Below are 24,537 nucleotides of genomic sequence, written 5' to 3' on the forward strand. Positions count from 1 at the left end.
GGATTGGCTATGGGATAGATAGATTCTAGATAACTAGATAAATTTCTCCTATTGCTGACTATCGTTTGGGAGCTCAAGTACAGTTGGATCAGTTACCAATTTCCCATTGCCGATTCCCGATTCCCCGATATGGATTGTGAATCACGAGCTGTGGAACTCTTGATAAATTAGGTAATTTGATATTATAACAATCATTTTTAAACTATCTTATTGTATATAGCAATTATAAATAGGTTGTGAAATATCAAGCGGCCAGGATGCCAATAATACCATGATTTTGGGTTTATAGATTTTCACAACTCGTTTACAATTGTTATATCGTTTTTAGTTTAACTAGTTTTATTGAACATAAACCTGAATAACAATAAAAATTAGTTTAATCCCCGATGAATCCAAAGCCAACTTAGGCACAACTTAGGCACAACTTAGGCACATCTTAGGCACATCTTAGGCACATAGTTAATTAGGGGTTACTCAGCCGAAGCTGAGCACAGGGATTATTCTATTTATACTTTCCTCTAATACTCTCTTGTTTTTATCACAAGTGGCAGTAGCAATTTCCTGGTATCCAGGTAATTTTTCTAAATCTTTATCGAAGATGGTGAAAACACCTAACTGTTCAACTGAGTGAGAGCATTATTATTCCCACTAACCTCTAATATCAAGTCAGGTTGAATACCCATAATTAGAGGGAGGGTGGGGAGATGGGGAGATGGGGACCCACCCCTAACCCCTCCCAGGAGGGGGAGATGGGGAGATGGGGAGATGGGGAGATTTTTATTAAGGGTAATTATTTCGACATGATCTAAAAAATTTCTTGCAGCCGGAGAGCCTGTGGTCTGCTGCTTAATTAGGATGAAAACTAGCTACAGAATTTATCCCTGTATTTCCTTGAACTCAATGACCATCTTTGTTCCCACCTAAGATAGACTACATTCCCTACATCGTTAACCAACACCTAAGCTGGTATTCATTTAAATTCCATTGTTCTGACAGCAGGTGAGCAAGGGAGCAGGTTTTTTTATAACTGAATAATATCCAATTTAAATGCGCAACACCTAGTTAACCAACACCTAGTTAACCAAAATAATATAACTTACTGATGTATTGTCGTTCGCGTAGCGTCGGCTTTGCCGAAAGGTTAATGTTTGAAGGTTGATAGTCAAAGGTTAACCATTAGCCGTTCGGCAATTTTGATTAAGCTGTCACCCATCTAATTTGCATACTTAGAACGAGGGGGAGAGTGGCAGAGGGATTGACGACTTTTTCCGTTCGCGTAGCGTGGCCATTCGCACCTCAAGCAGCGTGGCAAAAGGCCAAGCGTGGCCAACGGCCAAGGCCTTAAGTAGCAAATCGGCCAATCAAATCACACTAGCTTACTTGGTAGCTTACTCCACGGTGTGACCGACAGTCGTTATGATCTGTCTAATTGAATCTTCAGAGGCTTCGGTTTCAACTCTAACTGTCTTTGATGTTACATCCACTGCGACTTTAGAATCTGGCTCCTGTTGGAGTATACCTTCGGTAATGGTCTTAGCACAGACATCACACGCAATACTGGGAACTTTTAACTGTACTACTGCCATAGTCAATACTCAATCAGTTTTTCTGACACCGGTTAATCAGCTTCCCCTTAAAGCTCGCAGCCCAAGCTAGCAAGGTTAATGCTTACCAATAACTTAGCTCGATTGACGATAATACTCAATGGGCCTAGCCAGGATTGACTAGACCCATTCGAGTGGAAAAAGACAAATTTTCAACGAGTTAACTTTCTGACTACCAGTTTTGAATCACTACTATGGTTGGCAAACTACACAGATACACCTAATACTACATCTCACACAGTCGTGTCTTTCCGGACTTTGGTTTGGCTTACTCCAACTTCTGTTGGTTTTTGGCCACTTGATGCTATGTTCGATTGGTGCCTACTGTGGCTGGGTCATAGACCGCTAGAAATCATCTTATCTATGCCCATTTAGGTTTTGGCTTCAGGTTTTTCTCTGAAGGATGACTTCCACTCTTTAAATCTAACACGACCTTCTGGAGATTCCGAATACTTGTTGTTAAAGTTAAGGAGTCTTTACAAACTGCAACGATTAGATGAAAAATTATGAAGGGTCTGGGATTTCCCCAATAGGTTGCACCAATACTCAAAGGGCCTAGCCAGGATTGACTAGACCCATCTGAGTGGAAAAAGACAAATTTTCAACGAGTTAACTTTCTGACTACCAGTTTTGATCACTATGGTTGGCAAACTACACAGATACACCTAATACTACATCTCACACAGTCGTGTCTTTCCGGACTTTGGTTTGGCTTACTCCAACTTCTGTTGGTTTTTGGCCACTTGATGCTATGTTCGATTGGTGCCTACTGTGGCTGGGTCATAGACCGGTAGAAATCATCTTATCTATGCCCATTTGGTTCTTAGCTTCAGGTTTTTTTCTGAAGGATGACTTCCACTCTTTAAAGCTAACACGGCTTTCTGGAGATTACGAATACTTGTTGTTAAAGTTAAGGAGTCTTTACAAACTGCAACGATTAGATTAAGAAGGTTGAAGGTTGTTCGCGTAGCGTGGCCAAAGGCCAAGGTTACAGGTTGAAGGTTACAGGTTGAAGGTTACAGGTTACAGGTTGAAGGTTACAGGTTGAAGGTTGCAGGTTGAAGGTTACAGGTTGCAGGTTACAGGTTGAAGGTTACAGGTTGAAGGTTACAGGTTGCAGGTTACAGGTTGCAGGTTATATGTAACAGGTTTAACGTTACAGATTGCTAGTTATACATCCGGCTTTCAGTTGTTAAGCCTCTAATCTTCAACCATCCAACCTTCAACCATCAAACCTCCAACCAACCAACCTCCAACCATCCAACCTTCAACCATCCAACCTTCAACCATCCAACCTTCAACCAACCAACCTCCAACCAACCAACCTCCAACCATCCAACCTTCAACCATCCAACCTTCAACCATCCAACCTTCAACCATCCAACCTTCAACCTATCAACCTTCAAGCTATCAACCTTCAACCTCCAAGCATCACAATGGTTTGCTCTCCTATAAAGGGTGGGCTTTCACCTTCGGTTCTATGTCACAATAGATCATAGGTAAATTAATAAATATAGCGATAGGGGTTTACTTCCCATAAGCCCATAGCCTAAAGCTGACTTGTAGAGAACCATGCCCGATATCCCTAATTATTTGCGCGGTAACGAAATCCGGCAAACTTTCCTCGATTTCTACTCCCAACGGCAACACAATGTATTGCCAAGTGCTTCGTTAGTACCGGAAGACCCGACGGTGTTGCTGACAATTGCGGGAATGTTGCCGTTTAAACCGATTTTTCTAGGACAACGTCAGTCGGAATTCCCTCGCGCCACCACCTCCCAAAAATGTATCCGCAACAATGATATAGAGAATGTGGGACGCACGGCACGGCATCATACTTTTTTTGAGATGCTGGGGAATTTTAGTTTTGGGGATTACTTTAAGGAACAAGCGATCGCATGGGCATGGGAACTCTCTACAGAGGTATTCGGTTTGCCACCAGAACGCTTAGTAGTCAGTGTGTTTCGGGATGATGACGAAGCGTTTGCGATCTGGCGGGATAAAATTGGCATCCCAGCCCATCGCATCCAGCGCTTGGGTGAGGAGGATAATTATTGGAAATCGGGTCCAACCGGTCCTTGCGGTCCGTGTTCAGAACTTTACTACGATTTTCACCCAGAACTGGGAGACGAGAGCATTGACTTGGAAGATGATACCAGGTTTATTGAGTTCTATAACCTGGTATTCATGGAATACAACCAGGATGCCGAGGGTAACCGCACTCCGTTAGATAAGCAAAATATTGATACGGGGATGGGGCTGGAGAGGATGGCGCAAATCCTCCAGCAAGTGCCGAATAATTATGAAACTGATTTAATTTTCCCGATTGTAAAAACCGCAGCGGAAATTGCTGGGGTTAACTATAACAAGAGTGATGAGAAGACGAAGGTTTCTCTGAAGGTTATTGGTGACCATATCCGGGCAATTGTTCATATGATCGCGGATGGGATTACGGCTTCTAACACCGGACGGGGTTATGTGTTGCGCCGTTTGCTCCGTCGAGTGGTGCGTCATGGCCGTTTGATTGGGATTGATGGGGAATTTACCTGGGAAGTGGCTCAAACAGCGATCGCATTATCTGAATCAGCTTATCCTAATGTGCGGGAACGGGAAAAAACTATCCAAGCGGAAATGCAGCGGGAAGAGTCTCAATTCCTGAAAACCCTGGAACGGGGAGAGAAGCTGCTAGCTGAGATTTTGGCCAAGAAGCCTAAGCAGATTTCTGGCACAGATGCGTTTACGCTCTATGATACCTATGGTTTCCCAGTGGAATTAACTGAGGAAATTGCTGAAGAACAGGGCTTAACGGTAGACCTCGATGGCTTCGAGGTGGAAATGGAACGCCAGCGGGAACGGGCTAGAGTTGCCCATGAAACTATTGACTTAACGGTACAGGGTAGCTTAGATCAGCTAGGGGAGCAGATCGATAGTACGGCATTCCTTGGTTACACTGAACCCCAGTCCATGGCTAAGGTAGAGGCTTTGCTAGTTGATGGGAAGTCTGTGGAATCCGCTGGAGCTGGCAGTAAGGTCCAGGTGATTTTGGATCAGACCCCATTCTATGCGGAATCTGGGGGACAAATAGGCGATCGCGGTTATCTGTCTGGGGATTCGGTATTGGTTCGGATCGAAGATGTTCAGAAGGAATCGGATTTCTTTGTCCACTTCGGTACCATCGAACGGGGAAATCTAGGGGTAGGCACAACAGTAACTGCTCAAATTGACCGGGCTTGTCGCCGTCGAGTTCAAGCTAACCATAGTGCGACTCATTTACTGCAAGCGGCTCTGAAAAAAATTGTTGACCCAAGCATCTCTCAGGCAGGCTCTTTGGTGGCTTTTGACCGCTTGCGCTTTGACTTCAATTGCCCTCGCGCTCTGACATCGGAAGAGTTAGACCAGATCGAGACACAAATTAATACTTGGATTAGTGAAGCCCATTCTGCTGATGTAGAGGTGATGCCCTTGACAAAAGCTAAGGCTAAGGGCGCAACCGCTATGTTTGGGGAAAAGTATGGCTCGGAGGTCAGAGTGATTGATTTCCCTGGTGTCTCGATGGAATTGTGTGGTGGTACCCATGTCAACAATACTGCTGAGATTGGCGTGTTTAAGATTATCTCTTCCGCAGGGGTCGCCTCTGGGATTAGGCGCATAGAAGCAGTGGCTGGACCGGCGGTGCTGGATTATCTGAATGTGCGGGATAAGGTGGTTAAGGATTTATGCGATCGCTTTAAAGCACAACCGGAAGAGTTACCTGAGCGGATTAGTAATTTACAACAGGAACTCAAGGCTACTAATAAACAGTTAGATGCCCTGAAGCAACAACTGGCTTTGGCAAAATCTGACCAATTGTTGGCACAAGCTAAGTCAGTCGGTGAGTTCAAGGTTCTGGTAGCGAAGATGGAGGGAGTAGAACCAGAGGGCTTAAAAAGTGTTGCGCAACAGCTACAGCAGAAGCTGGGAGAAAGTGCAGTAGTGTTGGGTTCAGTGCCTAGCCCCGACAAGGTGAGTTTAGTGGCAGCCTTTAGTAAGGGTGTTAATCAGAAAGGCTTGCAGGCTGGGAAGTTTATTGGTGCGATCGCTAAAATTTGCGGTGGTGGTGGCGGTGGACGACCTAACTTGGCTCAAGCTGGTGGAAAAGATGGCAGTAAGTTAGGGCAAGCTCTTGATAGGGCGTTGCAACAGTTGTTGGAAGGGTTGCAGTGATTTTGGAGTGGGGGATCCCCCCTAACCCCCCTTAATAAGGGGGGGATTTGAGATTAAGGGGGGATTTGAGGAAATAGTTGTATTTGTGCGATCGCGTAGCGGCTCTGAAAGAGCATCGCAGTCAGTTTGCGATCGCTCTTTTATGGGCTGGTGAGCATTTTAGTGCGTCAGTGCAATAGTTGTTTTGAGCCACTGACCGATCCATCGTAATTGGTGAGTTAGTGCAATAGTTTTTTTTAGCGCTTGCATGTTAATCCAATTTCGGTTATAATACTCTCACCGCTGACGCAATGGTTTTCCAGCCATGATGATTTCTACCGCATAAGGGGCTGATTTAGTAAGTGTTTCTGCCACTCGCCTCCGTTTCCTGATGAACAAGGGCAGAGTTACAGGTAGGCTTGGCACCACACTCGAAAGGATTCTTCAAGAGAAGATATCGAGTGTAATGTATTGTTGTACATTTTTATAAAAATTGCATTTTTCCCCTACAAGCTTTGCTTAGCAAAAATTGTAGCAATAACCCTATAATAGTTTATCATACCTATACCCTAAATAGCATAAATTTTGATACTCTCAACAGTATCTTGCTTGAGGTAATGCTGAGGCTAATCTTAATCTTTACAATTCACTATATTCATGGAATAATACCGAGAAAATTGAATAATCTGAGTAGGTCTACCTCGATTAAGGCTGTAGATTTACATCATAATATCTGTAAGTACGATTGTCTAAATTCGGCACTAAATTAAACGCTTATTGTTTATTTATAATTATCTAATGGCTGAACAATATATAGCACATAGCTATCGTATTCTTCAAGAATATAACAATTCAATATACTCTAGAACCTATAAGGTAAATGATGAGAGTGCAGCGGCCCAACCTTGTCACTATATAGCCAAAGAATATAAGCCTCTGTCTGAAGAACCAGAGGTAATGCAAGAAGCTCAAAAGCTCTTCAGTGAACGTGTCCAAGACATAAGGGCTTTAAAAATTAACGGTATAGCCAATATTAAGTATCAGTTTCAACAAGGCACTAGTTTCTATATACTTCGAGATTATATAGAAGAGAATACTATTGAGGTAGAGATTAAAAATGGCAAGTATTTCCAAGAGAAAACAGTTAAGAAAATTCTCAAAAAATCTCTAGAAATTTTAGATCAATTACATCAAGCTAAAATAGCTCAGGGTAATATTAGGGCTTCTAACCTAATATATTTAGGAGACGATCAACTAACTCTTCTTGATATTGGAGATTTAAACGAAATCGGTGGGCTACAGCTAGTTTCCGGCAAGGTGTCTATTGCTCTAGACAAATATAATGATCGTTACAAACCACCCAAAGGGAATAAAGAGAGGTATCGAGACGATCTATATGCTTTGGGAGTTGTTTGTATTGAGATGATCAGATCTCAGATTAATCCTCAGCTTATTAGTCACCAATCTACTAAAGAAACTATATGGCGTTATCACGTTCCTGGGAAAAGCCCTTTACAGATTAGCGATGCATTTGCAAAGATCATAGACAAAATGATTCTTTATGAACCCCAAGCTCGCTATCAGTCAGCTAAAGAGATATTGAATGACTTAGACCAACTCCTTGATTCTAAGTCTAAAATCCCTGCATATGACAAGACTCAGCTTAAGATAAGTATTATTAGATTTAGGAGAAAACTATTTTCCAATCCACTATATGCTCTATTGATTGTAGTTTCTTTAATTGGTTTTGCTTATCTATTACTAGGAGTAATTGAAAATTTTATTATAATTGTTACTAAGCCTGTTGTTACTAAGCCGGAAACTTGTCCACTTAAGATGGACGATCATATAAGTTGTGGTGAAGAGAGTCTTTTTCATGATTTACCGCCACTAAATAAAAAGTACGCAATGAAATACTATCATGACAAACGATATGACAAAGCTTCAATATTTTTTCAAATTTCATTTCAGCAGGAAGCTAAAGATCCAGAAACTATAATTTACTGGAATAATTCTAAAATTTTTGAGATATATCCCAATATCAAGCCCTATACTATTGCGGTTGGAATTCCTATCACAGGAGACGAAGCTCAAGCCAAAGAGTTACTTCGAGGAATTGCTCAAGCTCAAGACTATATCAATAACTCCGAAGCTCAGATCAATGGTAGACCGCTGAGGATCTTGATTGCCGATGATCATAACGAGAGTGAAAGTGTATTATCGAAGTTTATAGCTTATTATGATGGGGAACCCTTGGAAGGGTGTGTAGATACTCCTGAGGGAGAAGCCTTTTGCGATCAAGCTTCAAAAACTCAGATAAACTGGAGAACAGCCAATTCATACGATGCATACAATGCCATCATGACCATTGCTAAGGCTCTGGAGACTTTACCAAACCCCAATCGAGTCAAGTTACAAGAAGCCTTAAGGAGGCTCTACCAAAGATAGTGTGTATAAAACCGCGCTTATTGCCGACTAGGTCTGATGGGAGGGGTTATTTATAAAAAATCATTCTATCTCTTGATGCAGTCGCTCATGGGGGAGACCCCCAAGACCGCGCTGCCTCCCCAAGACCGCGCTGCATCGCTTAAAAACTCAAATTCCCGCCCAGTAAGGATTATACGAATTATTCGATCAGATTTTTACACAGCAAGTTCGGTAGAGCCCTTAAGGAAAAATAATTTTAGTTACTCAGGTGTAACTGGGACAGTCAAATTCAAACTAGATGGTAACCGCACAAAGCCACCAGGAGGGGGAGTTAAAGTTATACCATCAACATGTGATTCAGCTTACCACGGATTAGAATTTGTTCCCATTGAGTATGTGGATGAAAAACAATGTCAGTTGATTGAATAGGAAAACCTGATGAATAATACAGAAAAAACTGTTATTGCAGTAACTGGTCATACCAATTCCGGTAAAACAACTTTGATCAGAACGTTAACCAAGAGCAATGTCGGTCTAGTTGCTGACCAAGCACATGCAACAAAAAAGACTGAAACGATTCCATATGAGACTATGCAAGCCTGGTTCCTTGATTGTCCAGGTTTTGAGGTTCCAGATTCTTGTTTAGCCTATATGAGAGCTAAAAAACAAGGGCTTTATCCAGAGATATTAGCAAACATATTTCCAAATGTTGATAGGATGAAATATGACCTAATAGCAATAGAAGGAGTAGAGCAAGAAGCAGATGTGGTAATATACGTTGTCGATACGTTAAATGATGTGCCGGAAACAGGACATGATCAAGAAATTGAACTTTTAAAGGAATTAAATAAGCCGATTATTGGCATTGGAAATAAAAGCATAAAAAGAAATGAACAGCATGTCGAACGAATAACTCAGTGGGAAGATTTTTTTAAACGAAACCATATCACTAATTACATTATGTTTGATGGTTGGTGGGATGACCCTTCCAAAGTGACTCGGATTTATAGCTATGTAGAAAATTTATTGTCTGGTCAAAAGAAAGAAAGATATCGCATAGACCTTGCAAATTTCAGAAATAGACAACTGGAAATTTTAAGGGAAGCTTCATATTTAATGCATGACTGTATCCAAGGATGCAGCAAAGTCAAAAGACAAAAGGGTATTGATAACACTTCACCAGAAAATAATCTCATTGATGAAATACGTAATGAAGTTAAACAGTTATTAGAAGATTTTAATGAAAACGTGTCAAACCTTTATGACTTAGCAGCAGACGATCCACTCAAAGGAGTTAATGACCTTAACTTTCATAAAAAAAACTTTTCAAAGCCTAAAGATGTAGTTGATGGTGCAGCTGCTGGTACAGGCATTGGGACTGGAATCGGTGGTGTTATAGGTGGGATAATCGGTTTTATGATTGGATTGCCTGTTGGTGGTGTTGCTGCTGGACCAGCAGCGCTAGTTGGTATACAGGTAGGGGCTACTGTTGTTGGTTTATTGGGAGGAAGTATTTGGGCTGTATTATCTGTAAATAACAATATAGAAGTTTCTCTCGATCAAAATGGTAAAAACTTTATAGCTACTACTTGCCTAGCAATTATATGGGGAGTGTCTTACCACGGTTACGGAAACAGCCCAACCATAGGAGAGGAAGACATTGTTGGGCTTTTACAAACAATTAAAAATTTCCAAGACAACAGATTTATTGTTTGGGATGAACTAAGGAAAAAACAGGTGTTTGAAGAATGTAAACAGTTTTTTGATAAAATAGAAGGTAGATTGTAAGGTGAAATGTGTAGCAAAGGGAGCAGGGAGTAGGGAGTAGGGAGTAGGGAACAGGGAACAGGGAATAGGCAATAGGCAATAGGGAATTTTGTGTACCTCATTAGGCTATAAGCCGCTATATTCAACAGCTGAGAGCTGAGAGCTGAGAGCTGAATGCTTACTTGCTCCCTAAAACCCAGAACTAAATTACCTAAAACGTGCTGATAACTGCGATAAAAGCCTAAATAAAATCCTGAATCACTGCTGTTACCGCTTCATGATACTCTTCAGAAATACCTAAAGTTCCAGCTAATCGAACGGTTTGCACCTGTTCTAACTCCGCCATTGCTATCATTTCGGCTTTTGACTTAGGTGGTGCATTTTCCGCTAATATAATTAATACGGGGATCGGCACAGAATCTAAAAGCTGCAAAAATTCCTCCCGATTAGCTACAGGATCGATTGCGCCAGTAACAAACGCAGCAGGGGCATATCTGCCGCCATCTTTGGAAGTAATTTGATGTTTTTGGGCGATAAATTCCGGAGTTAGTTTGGTTTCATCCACATAGACGTGGCGTTTATACATCAAGCGCAGAAACGAAGGAGTAGTGTTGAGATAGTATAGAGTCTGACCTAACCAAGGCGATCGCACTAGGTTTTTTACTCCGTTTCTCACTCCATCGGGTAAACCCATTACTCTTAACGGTCCTTTCCAAGTGGGAGCCACTAAAATTAGTTTAGAAATACTATCTGGATTATCTTGGGCAAACTTTAAAGCGTATCCCGAAGCATGACCGGCAGCCATTAAAATTATTGAGCTATTATTAAAAACAGATTTAACAAAATCTGCTAATAACTGGTAAAATAATACGGGATTGTAATCCACAGGAGGGCATTGAGACTCGCCAAATCCCAACCAATCTAGAACGGTAACGTGATAGTTTTTAGCCAGTAGATTGGCAATACCTTTCATTTCGGTGCGACTAGAAACGGTACTAAAAGCAGGGAGTAACAGTACCGGGTTTCCTGCACCGATGGTTTCGTAGACCACTTGATAGTGTTTGTCTTGCCAATTCCAGTTGTAGAAATTTTTGGTACCGCCAATACCAGAGTTAAGCTCAGTGGGATTAGTTGTTGTAGTCATAGTGATAGGGCTGCATCTGATATTTGTAAATCTATAACTAAAAGAAGTGTGGTGATATCGGGATATCGAGAGATAGGGGATATTTTTAGTAATGAAACAAGGGGTTCAGCAGGGAACCTAAAGATTGAAGCTAATTCCATCTTCCTTAACAACGAGGGAATCATCGCAGCAGAAACAGCAGGAGACCAAGGCAATATTAGGCTGCAAGCTGTTGATATCCGACTGCGTAACCAAGTTTACCACCGACTCGAGAGGATCCAGTGATTAATGCCCACAGAACAGTGAGGTGGCGAACTCGTCCTGGGTTAGCCAGCAGCAGACAACAATTACGGCAATTACAGCAGCAACAATCATCAGTGATATCCCCTCAACCTCCCCAAGACAAAAAAGTGATTATTGAAGCCCAAGGCTGGGTCAGAGCAAAGGATGGCACGATTATTCTGACTGCGCAACCGTTTAGGGGTACTCCTGTTGATCAGATATTTTCTAATCTTGATTGCCATTCGGGAGTCGGGAGTCGGGAGTCGGGAGTCGGGAATAGAAATTGTCTTAACCTTTACTTCGACTGCTATAACCTGCTTCGACTGCTTAAGGAACTGGAGCTGACAACGGTAACGAGAATTGTATTAGTTGAATTTGATGCGATCGCGTAGCGGCTCTAAAAGAGCATCGCTAACTGATTGCGATCGCGTAGCGGCTCTAAAAGAGCATTGCTATAGCGCTACGCGCAAGGCAGAAAGCAGAAGGCAGAAGTTGGCTCTAACAAAGTTTTAGAGGTAAGAGCCTAACCTTCTGGATCTGCGCCAGACATGGTATAGGCATCAGTATGGCATACTCCGGTTGCTTTAATTTCCACCATCACCTCACCCGCCTTAGGTTCGGCTACCTGAACCGTTTCAATGGATAAAGGCTTGCCTGCTTCAAAAGCTACTGCGGCTTTGACCTCCAAAATCAACTCCTACTTGCTCTGATCAACTGACCTATTTTATTGAAATATTCTGGCTTTGGATAGCAAGCAAAAGAGGAGGTAAACAGGATTTTTACCTGATCCGAGTTCCCGATTCCCGATTCCCGATTCCCGATTCCCGATTCCCGATTTCCGATTCCCGATTCCCGATTCCCGATTCCCGATTCCCGATTCCCGATTCCCGATTCCCTAAAATCCACAATATACTTCATTTATTGCTCTCATGCCAACCCGCGTTAATTAGGGATCCTATTATTGTACAATTAAAAAAACCACAAATAGTATAATTTTTCCCAGGTTTTGGGGTAATTGACGGAATAAAAACTCATGGCAGCTGAAAGAATTGTGCTCTTATCCAGTAGAGAAATAGCTAAAATGCGTCTTGCTGGACGCTTAGCCACTGCACTCTTAGACCATTTAGAACCCATGGTTAAGCCAGGGGTAAGCACCCTAGAGATTAATGATGAAGCTGAGCGTTGGACAAAAGAGCATGGAGCAATCAGTGCTCCCTTAGGCTACCAGGGCTTTCCTAAATCTATCTGTACCAGTATCAATGAAGTTGTTTGTCACGGTATCCCTAACGGTAAGCAAATCCTTAAAGATGGGGACATCATTAATATTGACGTAACACCAAAGCTGGATGGATATCACGGGGATACCTCTAGAACCTTTTTTGTTGGGACCCCCTCACCCCTAGCAAAAAAGCTGGTGGAAGTTACTGAAGAATGTATGATGCGGGGCATTGCTGAGGTCAAGCCAGGAGCAAGGGTTGGTGATATTGGTGCTGCTATCCAAGAGTATGCCGAGTCCAACGGCTTTTCCGTAGTGCGAGACTTTGTTGGACACGGGATTAGCAAGATTTTCCATACAGCTCCCCAAATTCCTCACTATGGCACCCGAGGGAAAGGAAAACGCCTCCGGGCTGGGATGGTTTTCACTATCGAGCCCATGATTAACGAAGGTACCCACGAAGTGGAGATATTAGCTGATAAGTGGACAGCTGTAACACGCGATCGCAAACTTTCTGCCCAATTTGAACACACTATAGTTGTCACCCCTGACGGTGTAGAGATTCTCACCTTGCCAGAACAAGAAATCCAGAGTAAATCTGCTTAAGTCTTAATGGACATTTACTGAAAATCGAGCTTAAACTGTGAGATATAAGCAATAAAAGCAGGCACACTATCTGGGTAACAATTCTTAAGAGTATTTCTAAAGAAAGTTAGCCTCCTGCTCAGGAAATTAGCAAGTGGTGAACCCTATGATGGGTGACACCTCGGTTTTGCTGTGTTCTTAAGCGTTTTGGGTAATCCTAAATTATGGCAACTCTATACGTCTATCCAGCTACTGGAAGTGATAGCGCTGATGGTAGCGAATCTACGCCCTTTAAAACTATTACCAAAGCCTTCGAGTCAGCTGGTTCAGGTGACGAGATTCAACTAAAACCTGGTACTTATAATACAGCCAGTGGTGAAACCTTTCCGCTGAAAGCTCCCTCCGGTGTACAAATTATAGGTGATGAAGCAAACAAAGGCAAGGACATCTTAATTGAAGGCAATGGGTTGTTCAACACCCGTTTCGGTGGTGGTCAAAACGTGACCCTTATCCTAGCTAAGGATACCGAACTCAGGGGAGTAACAATGACCAATCGGGAGCGCCGAGGCACTGGTGCCTGGATTGAGTCTGGTAGTCCTGTTGTTGCTAATTGTACCTTCAAAGAGTGCAATCGTGAAGGGGTTAATGTCACAGGTGAGGCCACACCAGAAGTTAAAGATAATAATTTCATTGGTAGTGGTATAGAGGGTCAAGGGATATCGATTACCAGGGATGCCAAAGGGAACATCCAAGGGAATACCTGTAAAAAAATGGGTAATGGCATTGCTGTTGATAGTAATGCAGCGCCAAGGCTGGTCGAGAACCAAACCTCTGAAAACATCTTTGGGATAGTGGTTTCTGGGGACGCTCGACCGATACTGCGTAAGAATCGGATGGAAAACAACGACAGATTTGGTCTGTCAGTTTCGGGCAAGGGTTTGCCAGATTTGGGAACCACAGGAGACCCAGGGAAAAACGTACTGCGTAACAACGGTGAGTTTGATTTAAAAAATTACACCACGGTTAAGCTGATTTCAGTGGGCAATTTTTTAGTTGCCTCAAAAGTCAGTGGTCCGGTTCAAATTGATGACGCGATCACTAAGGTGCCTCCAACACCTACTCCATCTCCAACACCTACTCCATCTCCAACACCTACTCCATCTCCAACACCTACTCCATCTCCAACACCTACTCCATCTCCAACACCTACTCCATCTCCAACACCTACTCCATCTCCAACTAAAAAGTTAACTGATATTGCCGGTCATTGGGCAGAGGATTTCATCAAGGGATTGTACAGTAAAGGATACATTAGTGGCTTCCCTGATGGCACCTTTCAGCCAGAAAAAACAATGACCCGTGCTGAATATGCGGCCTTGTTGGTCAACGCTTTCAATCCTTCAGCTGAAAGGGATGCCAAGGATTTCAGTGATGTTGCTTCCAATTATTGGGCTTACGAAAAGATTAAACAAGCCTATCGTGGTGGATTCCTGTCTGGCTACCCTGGGGGGACATTCAAACCCGCAGACAAGGTCCAACGTGCCCAAATAATTGTTTCACTAGTGAATGGGTTAGACTTAACGGCTGCTAGTCCCAATGCCTTACAAGCCTATGATGACAGCGGTTCCATTCCTACCTACGCCATTGAGGCTGTCAAAACCGCAACCAAAAAAGAAATTATCGTAAATCACAGCAATCTCAGGCAACTCAACCCCACTCGCAATGCTACCCGTGCTGAAGTAGCTGCCATGGTTTATCAAGCCTTGGTGGATGCTGGAACAGTCAGCGCCATTACTAATCAATATATTGTCAAATTTGACGACGACGGGATACCCACATTCGCAGACATTCAAAACCACTGGGCGAAAGAGTTTATTCAAGGATTGTTGGCAGAAGGTATGATTTCAGGTGTTGACAACAGTAACTTTAAACCTAACGATAAGATCAACCGTGCTCAATATGCTGCCTTGATTAGCAAAGCCTTCAACCCTGCACCGAAAGCGGAAAGGCCAGCCAAGCAATTCAAAGATGTCAGTGATAAGTCTTGGGCTAAGGATGCAATTCAAAAAGCCTATCGCGGTGGATTCCTCTCTGGTTACGCTAATGGCAACTTCGGACAAGCCGATAATGTTAAGCGAGCGGATGTGATTGTTTCCTTAGTAAATGGTTTGGGTTTAAACGAATCAGATCCCAATGCTTTGGATCTCTATGATGACAAAGGAGATATTCCCAGCTATGCCACAGATCAAGTAATAACCGCTACTAAAAAACTGATTGTGGTCAATTCCCCTGACCAGAGGAAACTCAATCCGGTGCGTGAGGCCACTCGTGGTGAGGTAGCTGCGATGGTTTATCAGGCTTTGCTGGATCAGGGCACACTAACCGCTGCTGTGAATAGTGAGTACATTGTGGTTGGTTGATTTATAGTTTCGATCTCACGGGAGTTAGATCAACTAAATCTTTCTGAAAACATCGGTAGCCTGCTGAGTGCAGGCTTTTTTTTGTATAGCGCCATAGCTGTAAGCGATTGACCGTAGGTCACGCTACGCGATGGTCCAATGGAGCCGCTACGCGATCGCATTTCGATTTAGCTATCAGCTATCAGCTAAAGGCTGACGGCTGAATGCTTATGACGGCTGAATGCTTATGACGGCTGAATGCTTACCAGAGAACAGGGAACAATGATTTTCCAAGAACCGATCAGAGGTACAAATCATGCATAACAATCGTAGAGCGATGCTCTTAAGGCCAAAGGCCACGCGGGGCGCGTTCAGAGCCGCTACGCGATCGCTTACAGTCAATTTTATTCCCCCTACTCCCTACTCCCTACTCCCTACTCCCTAAAACCTAGGAAGAAAGTACCTCACAGCACTTGAGAACTCCTATAGTTCACATCACTACCAATTCAGCAATGCGCTTGAGAATCCTAAGCACATTATACCAGTCATTGCCACGATAGAGGGTAAACTCATCGGAAAGAGCATACATCGGTCTACCGGATTTGGTTAGTTTCAAAAACCGGAAATTAGTACCATTAGTCACCAAGCCAAAACTAGGGCGCAACTGATTAGGATTAGCCATCATGTAGGTCAATGCCTGAGGAATTGCTGACTTGAGAGAGAATCCAGCTTGTTTTGACTCAATCACTAATACCCAAAACTGGTCTTGTAGCACCAGCACATCAATACGCCCTCGCAGGATTTCGTGCTCCTCAACAGCGGAAATCTCTATTGCAGCCTCTGTCTTGAGGTGAAAGGGAGAACCATAAAAGCCCGCTAGTCCTAACAAGGGAGACAGCACTACCATTTTGACAATGTCTTCCACCATCGGATACTGTTCCAGGTATAGCATGTGAGCCTTAATTTGCTCTAAGGACTGCCGTTCAGTGTCGCTAAGTTCTGGTAACTCGTCCTGCCACTCTCGGAAAAATTGGTCATCCTCTGCTGGGGTGAGGTCAAATTTGACCTTCACATCATGCAAGGTAAGTTCTGTTACTTGAATCGTCTTCACCATCAGGATTGAGCCAAGGTCTGTCTTAACTTCTTGGAAAACCTATGATCGCCGACCGCGAAAGCTAGTTAGGGCTTACCACTAGTTTGTCAGTTAGACTTCCCATAGCTCCAGGCTCGACCTACTAATGCGATCGCTAAAATCACCGTTGGAGCCAGGATACCAATCAACCCATTAACGGATGTAGCGGGAATGGGTACACTGGGAGCAACGTATTTAATAATAACAGCTATTATCGTGGATAGGATTACGAGTTTGATAATGAAGGTTAGCTGATTATCCATGTTGCCATTGCCCTATTGCTATTACTATATTATTGCCATTGGTGAATAACCACTAGGTAATGTCATGATAAGAGGTAAAACTACCAAGTCATGGGGTTTGAGCGATTATCAAGGCAAGCTACGGATGAAACAGCATGTGAAAAACACTAAATCTACCGAAAATCAAGATATTCAGCGCCTACAGCTATTTATTTACCTTGTCCCCATCTTTGGCTTGTTTCCAGCACTGTGGACAGTGTACCACTCTCAGGGAACCAGAGAGGAAAAAACCGTCAGTCGCTTGTCGGTCACCTTGGCCTTTGGTTGGTTGCTAGGGTACAGTTTATTATCAGCAGGAGCACAATTGTCGGAATTTTGGACATTACGCTTGCTGTTTCTCAATGCTATGCTGACATCTGGCTATTTTCTGGTCAGTTTCGCTGTGATGGTGCGCTTATGGCAGCGCCAGTCACCACGCTTGCCTGGGATTAGCCGGATCTCTGAAGGAATCCTGGGCAAGTATTTGTCCTAGTTTAGGGGTTTACTAAAAGAAATAATGTACTCTAATGATGGTTTTGACTGAAGGATTGGGCAAGGTTGATCGAAAATTTACCTGATCAGGCAGCAACCTGTTATAAAACCTGCTATAGAGTATTAATACTAAACCTTAAGATGGAAGATCCAGGTCAACCATGTGAAACCGGTCAGGAGTGAATAGTCTTCTTCTGTCAATACCATCCCTATTGCCTGTGTGTGAGGAAGCCCAGTGCCAGTTCAAAGAACTTATCGAAAACGCCGTGTAGTGAGAAGACCTACTCGCCCCGTTCGCAGAAAAAAGGTAAAAGTCAAGCGAGGGAATTTGCTCTGGCTTTGGCTAGGTTTTACCGCAGTGGCAATGTCATCTGCGGCAGCAGGTGCAATGCTAGCTGTATCCCTGGCAAGTACCCCTTTGCTGCAAAGTGAACTGACTCCGGACGAGAAATCTGTATTTAACCAAGAGGAAACCATCTCCAGCAACACCATGCACTTGCCGGAGTTGACTCGACCAGTTAATATCTTATTTCTTGGTATCAAAGTCCTAACCTCTGATCTAGATAAACCCCCAGAAGTAGACCTGGGATACCACGCTCTGGTCAATTCCTTAGAGGGTTTGTCAGATACCATGCTCCTGCTACGGTTTGACCCAGACGGGGAAAAAGTCAAAGTTCTTTCCATGCCTCGTGATACTAAAACTCGTATTGAGAAACATGGTAAAATTAAGCTCAATGCTGCCAATTATTTCGGTGGACCTGCACTCACAGCGAAGGCGGTCAGTGATCTTCTCGATGATGTGGCCATTGACCGTTATATCCGAGTAAACGTTCAGGGTGTAGAAAAACTGGTGGATGCCTTGGGAGGAGTTACGGTCTATATTCCCAAGGATATGAAGTACACTGACCACTCTCAACACCTTTATATCAACCTCAAAAAAGGTAGACAGCACCTGGATGGTAATAAAGCGATGCAGTTCCTGCGCTTTCGCTATGACAAGTATGGGGATATTGGTCGAGTTCAGCGGCAACAAATGCTGATGAGGGCATTGGTAGAACAGGCACTAAAACCTAGCACTATCGCACGAATCCCACAAATACTCTCAGTTATTCAGTCCCACATTGACACCAACTTAAGTATAGAAGAGCTAGTGGCATTAGGGGGTTTTGCCACCAAGACGAAACGAGCCAATGTCCAAATGCTAATGCTGCCTGGTCGGTTTAGCAACGATGGCAAGAAACAAGCCAGTTACTGGTTGCCAAACCACCGCCGCATCCAGGAGATGGTGGCTCAGCACTTTGGTCAAGGCTATGGCTACTACTCCAATGCCAACTCCACATCCCTGCGGATTGCGATTCAATACACTACAGATTCTTCTCAAGTCGCTAAGGCTATGCTCCGCAACCTCAACCGAGGTGGCTACCAGAATGTTCGTATTGATCAGAAATTGTCTAGGGAACCATTGCGCACCACTCGCATTATTGCCCAACAGGGAGACGATGAAAGTGCTGGCACTATCCGTAACTATTTGGGATTTGGGGAAGTGCGGGTAGAAAGCACTGGCGCTCTTTCCTCAGATATTACCATTCAGTTGGGTCAAGACTGGCTACAGAAACTGGATTCTCAAGAAAAAGATAGGTTTTCCAGCTTCTAGCAAGGCTAATTATAGGGCTAGTGGACAGTTAATCCTACTTATAATAACTCGACAAAAGCCTTAACTTGCAAATCAATGCCAGTAATGGCAGTGCCGACAACAACCGCATAGGCTCCCAATTCTAGAGCAGTTTGAGCCATCTTGGGGGTGGCAATACCTCCTTCGCAAATGGCTGGGATATCTAAATGCTTCACCAACTGGCTGAGTAGGCCAAAGCCGGGAGGAGAGAGATGGCTGGTTTGAGCAGTGTAACCATAGAGGGTGGTACCAACTAAATCCACACCGGCGGCTTGTGCTGCGATCGCACTCTCAAGGGTATCCACATCTGCCATCACCGGTTTACCCAGTGTATCGTGAATCTGCTTAATTAAATCTTGAACTGTTTCCCCTCCAGGACGTTCCCGTAATGTGGCATCAATGGCAATAATATCAGCACCAGCGGATGCGATCGCTTTAGCATGGTGAAACTGGGGAGTAATATAAACCTCAGACTCCGGTAACTGTTGCTTCCACAAGCCAATAATTGGAGCAGTGGGACATTGACTACGGACAGCTGCCACATGGTCAGGTGTATCAATACGCACACCCGATGCCCCCTGATTTATCGAAGCTTGTGCCATAGCGGCAATCACTAGGGGGTGGTGCAGGGGTGAGTCACGGGGTGCCTGACAAGAAACAATTAGACTATGACGAATTGAATTGAGATAATTAGCTGCCATGTTGTTGGTGGTTACAGTAAGTGATGATCGATATATAGAGGTTTCACAGCATTTATAAAATAGGTAAGCTACAGAAGTTTTGGATTTTAGGGAATCGGGAATCGGGAATCGGGAATCGGGAATCGGGAATCGGGGAAAAATTATGTGTAGCTCATAAATCTAATAACCGTTATCTAGTAATTGGTTTAAGCACTGGGTTTATTGTATTATATTACCTCCAGATAATTACCCTTAATAAAAATATTACCATCTCCCGATCTCCCTATTTACCCATCTCTCCATCTACCAGCGCCACGGACTCTTACGGAGATCTGCTTGGTAGTTGTATGTGTTTTGTTTTGACTTTATCGCTTTTTAAAATCAGGTCATTTTAAGGGTAATTATCATGTCATTGAGTCTAATTTTATGCTGAATTTCAGTCTTTATATTTCCAGTCATAGCTGATTAATCAAGCTTTGTTGCCCAAGCATAATTTCCACCAGTTTTTCGTTGATAAACTGGCGCGATTCCTCAGCCAAAAGAGGTAGAGTGGCTTTACTCATCAATGGCTACTTTAAATTTTATGCTTTTGTCAACCCCTATACCTAAATCCTTACACTATATTTATCTACAATCAAGATTTATTGGCTTGACAAGATATTGATTTATTGTGCGTCTGTAAGCATTCAGCCGTCAGCTATCAGCGTGTCGCGTATCAGCTAATGGGCTACGCCCACGCTACACCGAACAGCTAAAGGTCTGTGGCCACGCTACACCGAACAGTTTATGCCCATAGCTTAGGCTACTAATGGTGCTTGTGAATAAAATAAGCTGACGGCTGACGGCTGATAGCTGAATGCTTACGTGCGTATCTATCCAGATAATCTTTAATTAAAGAATTAAAGATTCTGTAAAAAATTTTTTTTTTTGCGGTAGATATACGAAATCCAGCTATCTTAAAATTAGCGGCAATTAGCAGTAATTTTTAATCTTGACTATGGGGAAGTTACGGAAAAAATATGTAGCTAAAATAAATAATTAATCGCTCTTATAGCCCGTTTTAAAAATTATTTACTGGCGATAAATGAGGGAATTACTTGAGGAATTACTTTAGACGAAAACCTCTGAATCTTGGGGATAACTAAAGTAAACTACCCGCATTTACCAAACCATGTAGCTACTTTTCAAACACTTTCTTAGAACAGATAGAGTATTTTACTGCATCTACCACATTAGCGGTTGGGATGCAATCTTAACCTAAGTACTAACCTTATGAAAAATCATTTATCTAACTTAAAAGTGGTTAGAAATCTCAAGCCTCGTCAGCTTGGTCTAGCAGTAACCACTTTCGCTGCCCTAGGATTTTCCATGTCTGTGCCTGCTGCTGCAGGAGAATTTCGTACCATTAACGGATTTGGTAACAACCTAAATGATCCCACATTGGGTCAAGCGGAAACAGAACTGCTTCGGCTCCTGACTCCTGCTTACGAGGATGGCTTCAACGCACCAAGAATAACCGGTAGCACCGGCAATCTTCTGCCTAACCCCCGTGACATTAGCAATACGATTGTGCCCCAGAAGGAATTAGTACCTAATTTCCTGAACGCCAGTGACTGGATCTGGCAGTGGGGGCAGTTCATAGATCACGACTTGGATTTGAATGAGGGAGGCTTAGATCGCTCACCAGAAGATTTCACCCCCATCCCAATTAACCCTATTGACATTGCTACTGGTCTTCCGGATCCACTCGCGCCATTGATACCCTTGATCAGGGTTCCTGCAGCTCCAGGCACTGGCACTGGACCTGGCAATCCGCGCCAGCAGATCAACCAGCTAACTTCTTTTATTGATGGTTCACAGGTCTACGGATCTGATTCAGTGCGGGCGGAATTTTTGCGTACTAATGACGGTAGTGGAAAGCTCAAGAGCCAGAGTATCAATGGCCAAGAGCTACTGCCTTTCAACACTGGCGGATTTCCTAATGCCAACACTACCCCTCCTATATCAGGAGAAGAGTTGTTCATCGCTGGCGATGTTCGTGCCAACGAACAAATTGGTTTAACCGCAGCTCACACTTTGTTCGTACGGGAGCACAATCGTCTGGCTGAAGAACTTGCTGAAAAAATTGACGCTGGCGACCCGGTCATTTTGGAGAAGTTACATCAGTCAGGACTTGATCAAGGCGACTTTATCTACGAATCAGTCCGTAAGGTCGTTGGTGCTCAGATTCAGGTAATCACATACAATGAATTCCTACCGCTGCTCATGGGGGATAGCCTTTTGGAGGATTACTCTGGCTACGATCCCACAGTTGACCCACGTATCAGTGTGGAATTTGCCAATGCTAACTTCCGCGTTGGCCACACTCTTCTCTCCCCAGAGCTTCAGCGCATTAACAATAACGGCACTTCCCTCGGAAGTATCTCCCTTGCCGATGCCTTCTTCAATCCCCAAGAAGTGATTGATAATGGCGTCGATTCACTGTTTTTAGGTTTAGCTTCCCAGGTGGCTCAAGAGGTTGACAATCAGATAGTGGACGAGGTGCGGAACTTCCTTGCCCCGATTGCCACCGGTGGCTTTGACCTTGCTTCAATCAATATTGCGCGGGCAAGGGAAGTTGGCCTTCCCGGCTACAATCAGGCTCGTGTGGAACTCGGTCTGGATCCGGTCACTGCCTTCTTGACCACCGATACCGAACTTGGCATTACTTCTAACCCAGAAGTAGCAGCTCTATTTGAAAAAATCTACGAGTCTGTAGAGGATGTGGATTTCTGGATTGGAGGAATATCTGAGGACTCCTTCAACGGTGGCTTGGTCGGTGAACTATTCAATACGGTCATCTCAGACCAGTTCAGGCGGGCAAGGGATGGTGACCGGTTCTTTTTCCTCAACGATCTTGAGCATCTGCTGGCCTTGGCTCCAGATCTAGAAAGCACTCGCCTCTCGGACATTATTCGCCGAAACTCAACGATTACCAACATCCAGGCTAATGCTTTCGTTGTCCCAGAAGACGTGCCCGAACCTAGCACGATCATTGGCTTAGTTACACTCCTAGGTTTAGCAGCTATAGGGCAGCGCTCAGGAAATAGGAAATAGGGAATAGGGAATAGGAAAACAGAGGGGTCTGATCAGGGTAGGTTTTTAACAAAAAGGTGAGTGTGGGGTCTAGGGGGTGGGGAGTGGGGAAAATAGAAGGGAATTCCGAGTTACCCGAGCAAAAACGTTCCTTCCGCAACCTGATTAAACCGTGCCTTCTTGATGCAAAGCGCGAGTGGGGAAAACCCCCGTCAGGCCACTGGATCGCTACCAACGTTTCAAGCTCCTGATGTTTACCAACACCCTATACCCCACACCCCACACTCAGTAAGGCGCTCAATGCTATTTGTCACCCCGTCATCTCCCTATCCCCCCACAGGGCAAACGCATCTTATTTTTGTACATGCTGGCGGGGCAAGGATTTCAGATATCGAGTGCTGTTTTTAATCAGTTGGTAAAATCCTTACTGGATAAGGGTTTTGGAATTTAGATGGGTTTGCCCTGTATCCCCCCAGGGTAAGCTCATCTAATTTGGTATAAAATGTACTTGACACAAACTATAGTGTATTTTATAATAATCCATCGAAGTCAATCAAGGGGGGTAAAATTCAAGCTACAATCCTTACCGGGTAATAGTTCCAGCCTATCAGTTACAAAAAGATAGATGGTGTTTTGAGCACGACCATAGAGGTAGTTATAAGGGTTTGAGCTTCCATAACATCATTCGTAGGGTCAACTTGGAAGTTGATCTTCCCTGAGATAATTGGCATCAAAGCCTTAAACTATCTTTAATATAGCGCATAGTCTGCCATCTTTGGAATAAAACGACTCGTGAAGTTCAATTTTATCTAACTTCTATGTTAGGGGATTAGTAAGTTCTTTGTTGTGCTATTCGTCAACATTGGGGTATTGAGGATCAACTCCATTGGAGTTTAGATACTATTTGGAATGAAGATCAATGTCAGATCCTTTCCTTTCATAGTCCTCGGAATTTTGCTCTACAAGGAGCGGGCGGATAGCACTTAATGCTCTTAATCAGGAGAAAACCTTCAATAGCAGTCAACACCTTAAAAGCAAACAGGCTCTTATGAGCAATGATTATATCATGACTGTTATCAGTGTTAACTTATAAGATTTTGAAACAGCCCTGTTTAGTAAGGGGGGAAGGCAGGGTAAGCGCAAGAATCAATAAGCCTAGGCTTATTGATAAAAAAACCGCGCCATTCTCAACAAATTAATTCTATTGCGAGTACAGTTCTACGAGATTATAGGGGTTTCGAGCCACGATCAACCGATATCCACCCAATGCACATTATGGGCCTTTTTTTCTTGCGCTTACCCTGGGGGGGAAGGGAGCACCGGAGCACCGGAGCACCGCAACAGGGCACAGGGCACAGGAAAAAAATCCTGTGTCCCTCATTAGAGTGGAAAAAGCTATAATTATCTACAATCAAGACGTAAGCATTCAGCTATTAGCTATTAGCTTATGGGTTAGGTTCGATGCCTCGAAGCCTGAGCCACAGTACTTTTGAATAAAATAAGCTGAGGTTAAGTCACAGGCTGGAAGCCTGAGCCACAGTACTTTTGAATAAAATAAGCTGACCACTGACAGCTGACAGCTTACTGGTATTGAAAATTTCCTGCATAATCCTTGGTAGT

General features: G+C 43.6%; 20 protein-coding genes and 1 pseudogene. 11 read left to right on the top strand and 10 right to left on the bottom strand.

All coding sequences use genetic code 11. The features are described from left to right. Positions 1–1,226: 1,226 nt before the first annotated feature. The 4 genes from F6K51_RS24005 to F6K51_RS24020 all read right to left on the bottom strand — a co-directional run bounded on the left by F6K51_RS24005 (position 1,227) and on the right by F6K51_RS24020 (position 2,984). The gene (locus F6K51_RS24005; protein ID WP_293024932.1) at positions 1,227–1,361 is read right to left on the bottom strand and encodes a hypothetical protein; all 135 of its coding nucleotides are present in this window, start codon (positions 1,359–1,361) and stop codon (positions 1,227–1,229) included. A 27-nt stretch (positions 1,362–1,388) separates the two neighbouring features. Further along, positions 1,389–1,586: a heavy-metal-associated domain-containing protein gene (locus F6K51_RS24010; RefSeq protein WP_293024934.1), complete on the bottom strand. Its 198-nt coding sequence runs from the start codon at positions 1,584–1,586 to the stop codon at positions 1,389–1,391. A gap of 824 nt (positions 1,587–2,410) precedes the next feature. After that, entirely contained in the window at positions 2,411–2,590 is a 180-nt protein-coding gene (locus tag F6K51_RS24015; RefSeq protein ID WP_293024936.1) for a hypothetical protein, read from the bottom strand. Between the two features lie 214 nt (positions 2,591–2,804). Next, positions 2,805–2,984 (bottom strand): hypothetical protein, encoded by a 180-nt coding sequence (locus F6K51_RS24020; protein ID WP_293024938.1) that lies wholly within the window; start codon positions 2,982–2,984, stop codon positions 2,805–2,807. Positions 2,985–3,176: 192 nt separating this feature from the next. On the opposite strand from F6K51_RS24020, the gene alaS reads away from it, so the two are divergent. The 3 genes from alaS to F6K51_RS24035 all read left to right on the top strand — a co-directional run bounded on the left by alaS (position 3,177) and on the right by F6K51_RS24035 (position 10,001). Continuing rightward, positions 3,177–5,807, top strand: coding sequence for an alanine--tRNA ligase (gene alaS / locus F6K51_RS24025; protein WP_293024940.1), 2,631 nt, complete (start codon positions 3,177–3,179; stop codon positions 5,805–5,807). A 777-nt stretch (positions 5,808–6,584) separates the two neighbouring features. Next, complete coding sequence (locus F6K51_RS24030) at positions 6,585–8,234, top strand: hypothetical protein (RefSeq protein ID WP_293024942.1); 1,650 nt, start codon at positions 6,585–6,587, stop codon at positions 8,232–8,234. 417 nt (positions 8,235–8,651) lie between these two features. Next, on the top strand, positions 8,652–10,001 hold the full coding sequence (locus tag F6K51_RS24035; protein WP_293024944.1) for a GTPase: 1,350 nt from the start codon (positions 8,652–8,654) through the stop codon (positions 9,999–10,001). 220 nt (positions 10,002–10,221) lie between these two features. On the opposite strand, the gene F6K51_RS24040 is transcribed toward F6K51_RS24035, so the two are convergent. Next, positions 10,222–11,124, bottom strand: coding sequence for an alpha/beta hydrolase (locus tag F6K51_RS24040; RefSeq protein ID WP_293024946.1), 903 nt, complete (start codon positions 11,122–11,124; stop codon positions 10,222–10,224). Positions 11,125–11,172: 48 nt separating this feature from the next. Here F6K51_RS24040 and F6K51_RS24045 point away from each other — a divergent pair, with 48 nt between their 5' ends. After that, on the top strand, positions 11,173–11,388 hold the full coding sequence (locus tag F6K51_RS24045) for a hypothetical protein (protein ID WP_293024948.1): 216 nt from the start codon (positions 11,173–11,175) through the stop codon (positions 11,386–11,388). After that, complete coding sequence (locus F6K51_RS24050) at positions 11,385–11,777, top strand: hypothetical protein (protein WP_293024950.1); 393 nt, start codon at positions 11,385–11,387, stop codon at positions 11,775–11,777. Before F6K51_RS24045 ends, F6K51_RS24050 begins: the two co-directional genes overlap by 4 nt. A 134-nt stretch (positions 11,778–11,911) precedes the next feature. Here the strand turns inward: F6K51_RS24050 and F6K51_RS24055 are convergent. Together F6K51_RS24055 and F6K51_RS24060 are read right to left on the bottom strand one after the other, a co-directional pair. Then, a pseudogene (locus F6K51_RS24055) lies at positions 11,912–12,076 on the bottom strand (S-(hydroxymethyl)glutathione dehydrogenase); the annotation flags it as partial. Then, on the bottom strand, positions 12,076–12,303 hold the full coding sequence (locus F6K51_RS24060; RefSeq protein ID WP_293024952.1) for a hypothetical protein: 228 nt from the start codon (positions 12,301–12,303) through the stop codon (positions 12,076–12,078). The gene F6K51_RS24060 and the pseudogene F6K51_RS24055, both read right to left, overlap by 1 nt. A gap of 115 nt (positions 12,304–12,418) precedes the next feature. Between F6K51_RS24060 and map the strand changes: the two genes are divergently transcribed. The 3 genes from map to F6K51_RS24075 all read left to right on the top strand — a co-directional run bounded on the left by map (position 12,419) and on the right by F6K51_RS24075 (position 16,030). Beyond that, positions 12,419–13,207 (top strand): type I methionyl aminopeptidase, encoded by a 789-nt coding sequence (gene map, locus F6K51_RS24065; RefSeq protein ID WP_293024954.1) that lies wholly within the window; start codon positions 12,419–12,421, stop codon positions 13,205–13,207. A 203-nt stretch (positions 13,208–13,410) separates the two neighbouring features. After that, on the top strand, positions 13,411–15,606 hold the full coding sequence (locus F6K51_RS24070) for an S-layer homology domain-containing protein (protein ID WP_293024956.1): 2,196 nt from the start codon (positions 13,411–13,413) through the stop codon (positions 15,604–15,606). A gap of 295 nt (positions 15,607–15,901) precedes the next feature. Continuing rightward, positions 15,902–16,030, top strand: coding sequence for a hypothetical protein (locus tag F6K51_RS24075; protein WP_293024958.1), 129 nt, complete (start codon positions 15,902–15,904; stop codon positions 16,028–16,030). Positions 16,031–16,075: 45 nt separating this feature from the next. Here F6K51_RS24075 and F6K51_RS24080 read toward each other — a convergent pair whose 3' ends face one another. Both F6K51_RS24080 and F6K51_RS24085 read right to left on the bottom strand, forming a co-directional pair. Continuing rightward, positions 16,076–16,699, bottom strand: coding sequence for a type I restriction enzyme HsdR N-terminal domain-containing protein (locus F6K51_RS24080; protein WP_293024960.1), 624 nt, complete (start codon positions 16,697–16,699; stop codon positions 16,076–16,078). Between the two features lie 86 nt (positions 16,700–16,785). Continuing rightward, positions 16,786–16,980 carry a hypothetical protein gene (locus F6K51_RS24085; protein ID WP_293024962.1) on the bottom strand — a complete coding sequence of 65 codons (195 nt, stop codon included), beginning with the start codon at positions 16,978–16,980 and terminating at the stop codon, positions 16,786–16,788. A gap of 64 nt (positions 16,981–17,044) precedes the next feature. Here F6K51_RS24085 and F6K51_RS24090 point away from each other — a divergent pair, with 64 nt between their 5' ends. Both F6K51_RS24090 and F6K51_RS24095 read left to right on the top strand, forming a co-directional pair. Continuing rightward, positions 17,045–17,491: a hypothetical protein gene (locus tag F6K51_RS24090; protein ID WP_365940135.1), complete on the top strand. Its 447-nt coding sequence runs from the start codon at positions 17,045–17,047 to the stop codon at positions 17,489–17,491. Positions 17,492–17,725: 234 nt separating this feature from the next. Continuing rightward, the gene (locus F6K51_RS24095; RefSeq protein ID WP_293024964.1) at positions 17,726–19,144 is read left to right on the top strand and encodes an LCP family protein; all 1,419 of its coding nucleotides are present in this window, start codon (positions 17,726–17,728) and stop codon (positions 19,142–19,144) included. Positions 19,145–19,182: 38 nt separating this feature from the next. On the opposite strand, the gene F6K51_RS24100 is transcribed toward F6K51_RS24095, so the two are convergent. Continuing rightward, positions 19,183–19,863, bottom strand: a complete 681-nt coding sequence (locus F6K51_RS24100) for an N-acetylmannosamine-6-phosphate 2-epimerase (RefSeq protein WP_293024966.1) — start codon at positions 19,861–19,863, stop codon at positions 19,183–19,185. A gap of 1,251 nt (positions 19,864–21,114) precedes the next feature. Here F6K51_RS24100 and F6K51_RS24105 point away from each other — a divergent pair. Then, positions 21,115–22,938, top strand: a complete 1,824-nt coding sequence (locus F6K51_RS24105; protein WP_293024968.1) for a peroxidase family protein — start codon at positions 21,115–21,117, stop codon at positions 22,936–22,938. The last annotated feature ends 1,599 nt before the right edge of the window (positions 22,939–24,537 follow it).

The organism is Moorena sp. SIO3I8, assembly GCF_010692325.1.
GTDB lineage: Bacteria > Cyanobacteriota > Cyanobacteriia > Cyanobacteriales > Coleofasciculaceae > Moorena.

What these genes read in the sequence shown, in the direction of transcription:
- F6K51_RS24010 (WP_293024934.1), bottom strand. Translation starts at nt 1,586, where the DNA reads ATGGCAGTAGTACAGTTAAAAGTTCCCAGTATTGCGTGTGATGTCTGT.
- F6K51_RS24020 (WP_293024938.1), bottom strand. Translation starts at nt 2,984, where the DNA reads ATGGTTGAAGGTTGGATGGTTGAAGGTTGGATGGTTGAAGGTTGGATG.
- alaS (WP_293024940.1), top strand. Translation starts at nt 3,177, where the DNA reads ATGCCCGATATCCCTAATTATTTGCGCGGTAACGAAATCCGGCAAACT.
- F6K51_RS24030 (WP_293024942.1), top strand. Translation starts at nt 6,585, where the DNA reads ATGGCTGAACAATATATAGCACATAGCTATCGTATTCTTCAAGAATAT.
- F6K51_RS24035 (WP_293024944.1), top strand. Translation starts at nt 8,652, where the DNA reads ATGAATAATACAGAAAAAACTGTTATTGCAGTAACTGGTCATACCAAT.
- F6K51_RS24040 (WP_293024946.1), bottom strand. Translation starts at nt 11,124, where the DNA reads ATGACTACAACAACTAATCCCACTGAGCTTAACTCTGGTATTGGCGGT.
- F6K51_RS24060 (WP_293024952.1), bottom strand. Translation starts at nt 12,303, where the DNA reads ATGAAGTATATTGTGGATTTTAGGGAATCGGGAATCGGGAATCGGGAA.
- map (WP_293024954.1), top strand. Translation starts at nt 12,419, where the DNA reads ATGGCAGCTGAAAGAATTGTGCTCTTATCCAGTAGAGAAATAGCTAAA.
- F6K51_RS24070 (WP_293024956.1), top strand. Translation starts at nt 13,411, where the DNA reads ATGGCAACTCTATACGTCTATCCAGCTACTGGAAGTGATAGCGCTGAT.
- F6K51_RS24075 (WP_293024958.1), top strand. Translation starts at nt 15,902, where the DNA reads ATGCATAACAATCGTAGAGCGATGCTCTTAAGGCCAAAGGCCACGCGG.
- F6K51_RS24080 (WP_293024960.1), bottom strand. Translation starts at nt 16,699, where the DNA reads ATGGTGAAGACGATTCAAGTAACAGAACTTACCTTGCATGATGTGAAG.
- F6K51_RS24085 (WP_293024962.1), bottom strand. Translation starts at nt 16,980, where the DNA reads ATGGATAATCAGCTAACCTTCATTATCAAACTCGTAATCCTATCCACG.
- F6K51_RS24090 (WP_365940135.1), top strand. Translation starts at nt 17,045, where the DNA reads ATGATAAGAGGTAAAACTACCAAGTCATGGGGTTTGAGCGATTATCAA.
- F6K51_RS24100 (WP_293024966.1), bottom strand. Translation starts at nt 19,863, where the DNA reads ATGGCAGCTAATTATCTCAATTCAATTCGTCATAGTCTAATTGTTTCT.
- F6K51_RS24105 (WP_293024968.1), top strand. Translation starts at nt 21,115, where the DNA reads ATGAAAAATCATTTATCTAACTTAAAAGTGGTTAGAAATCTCAAGCCT.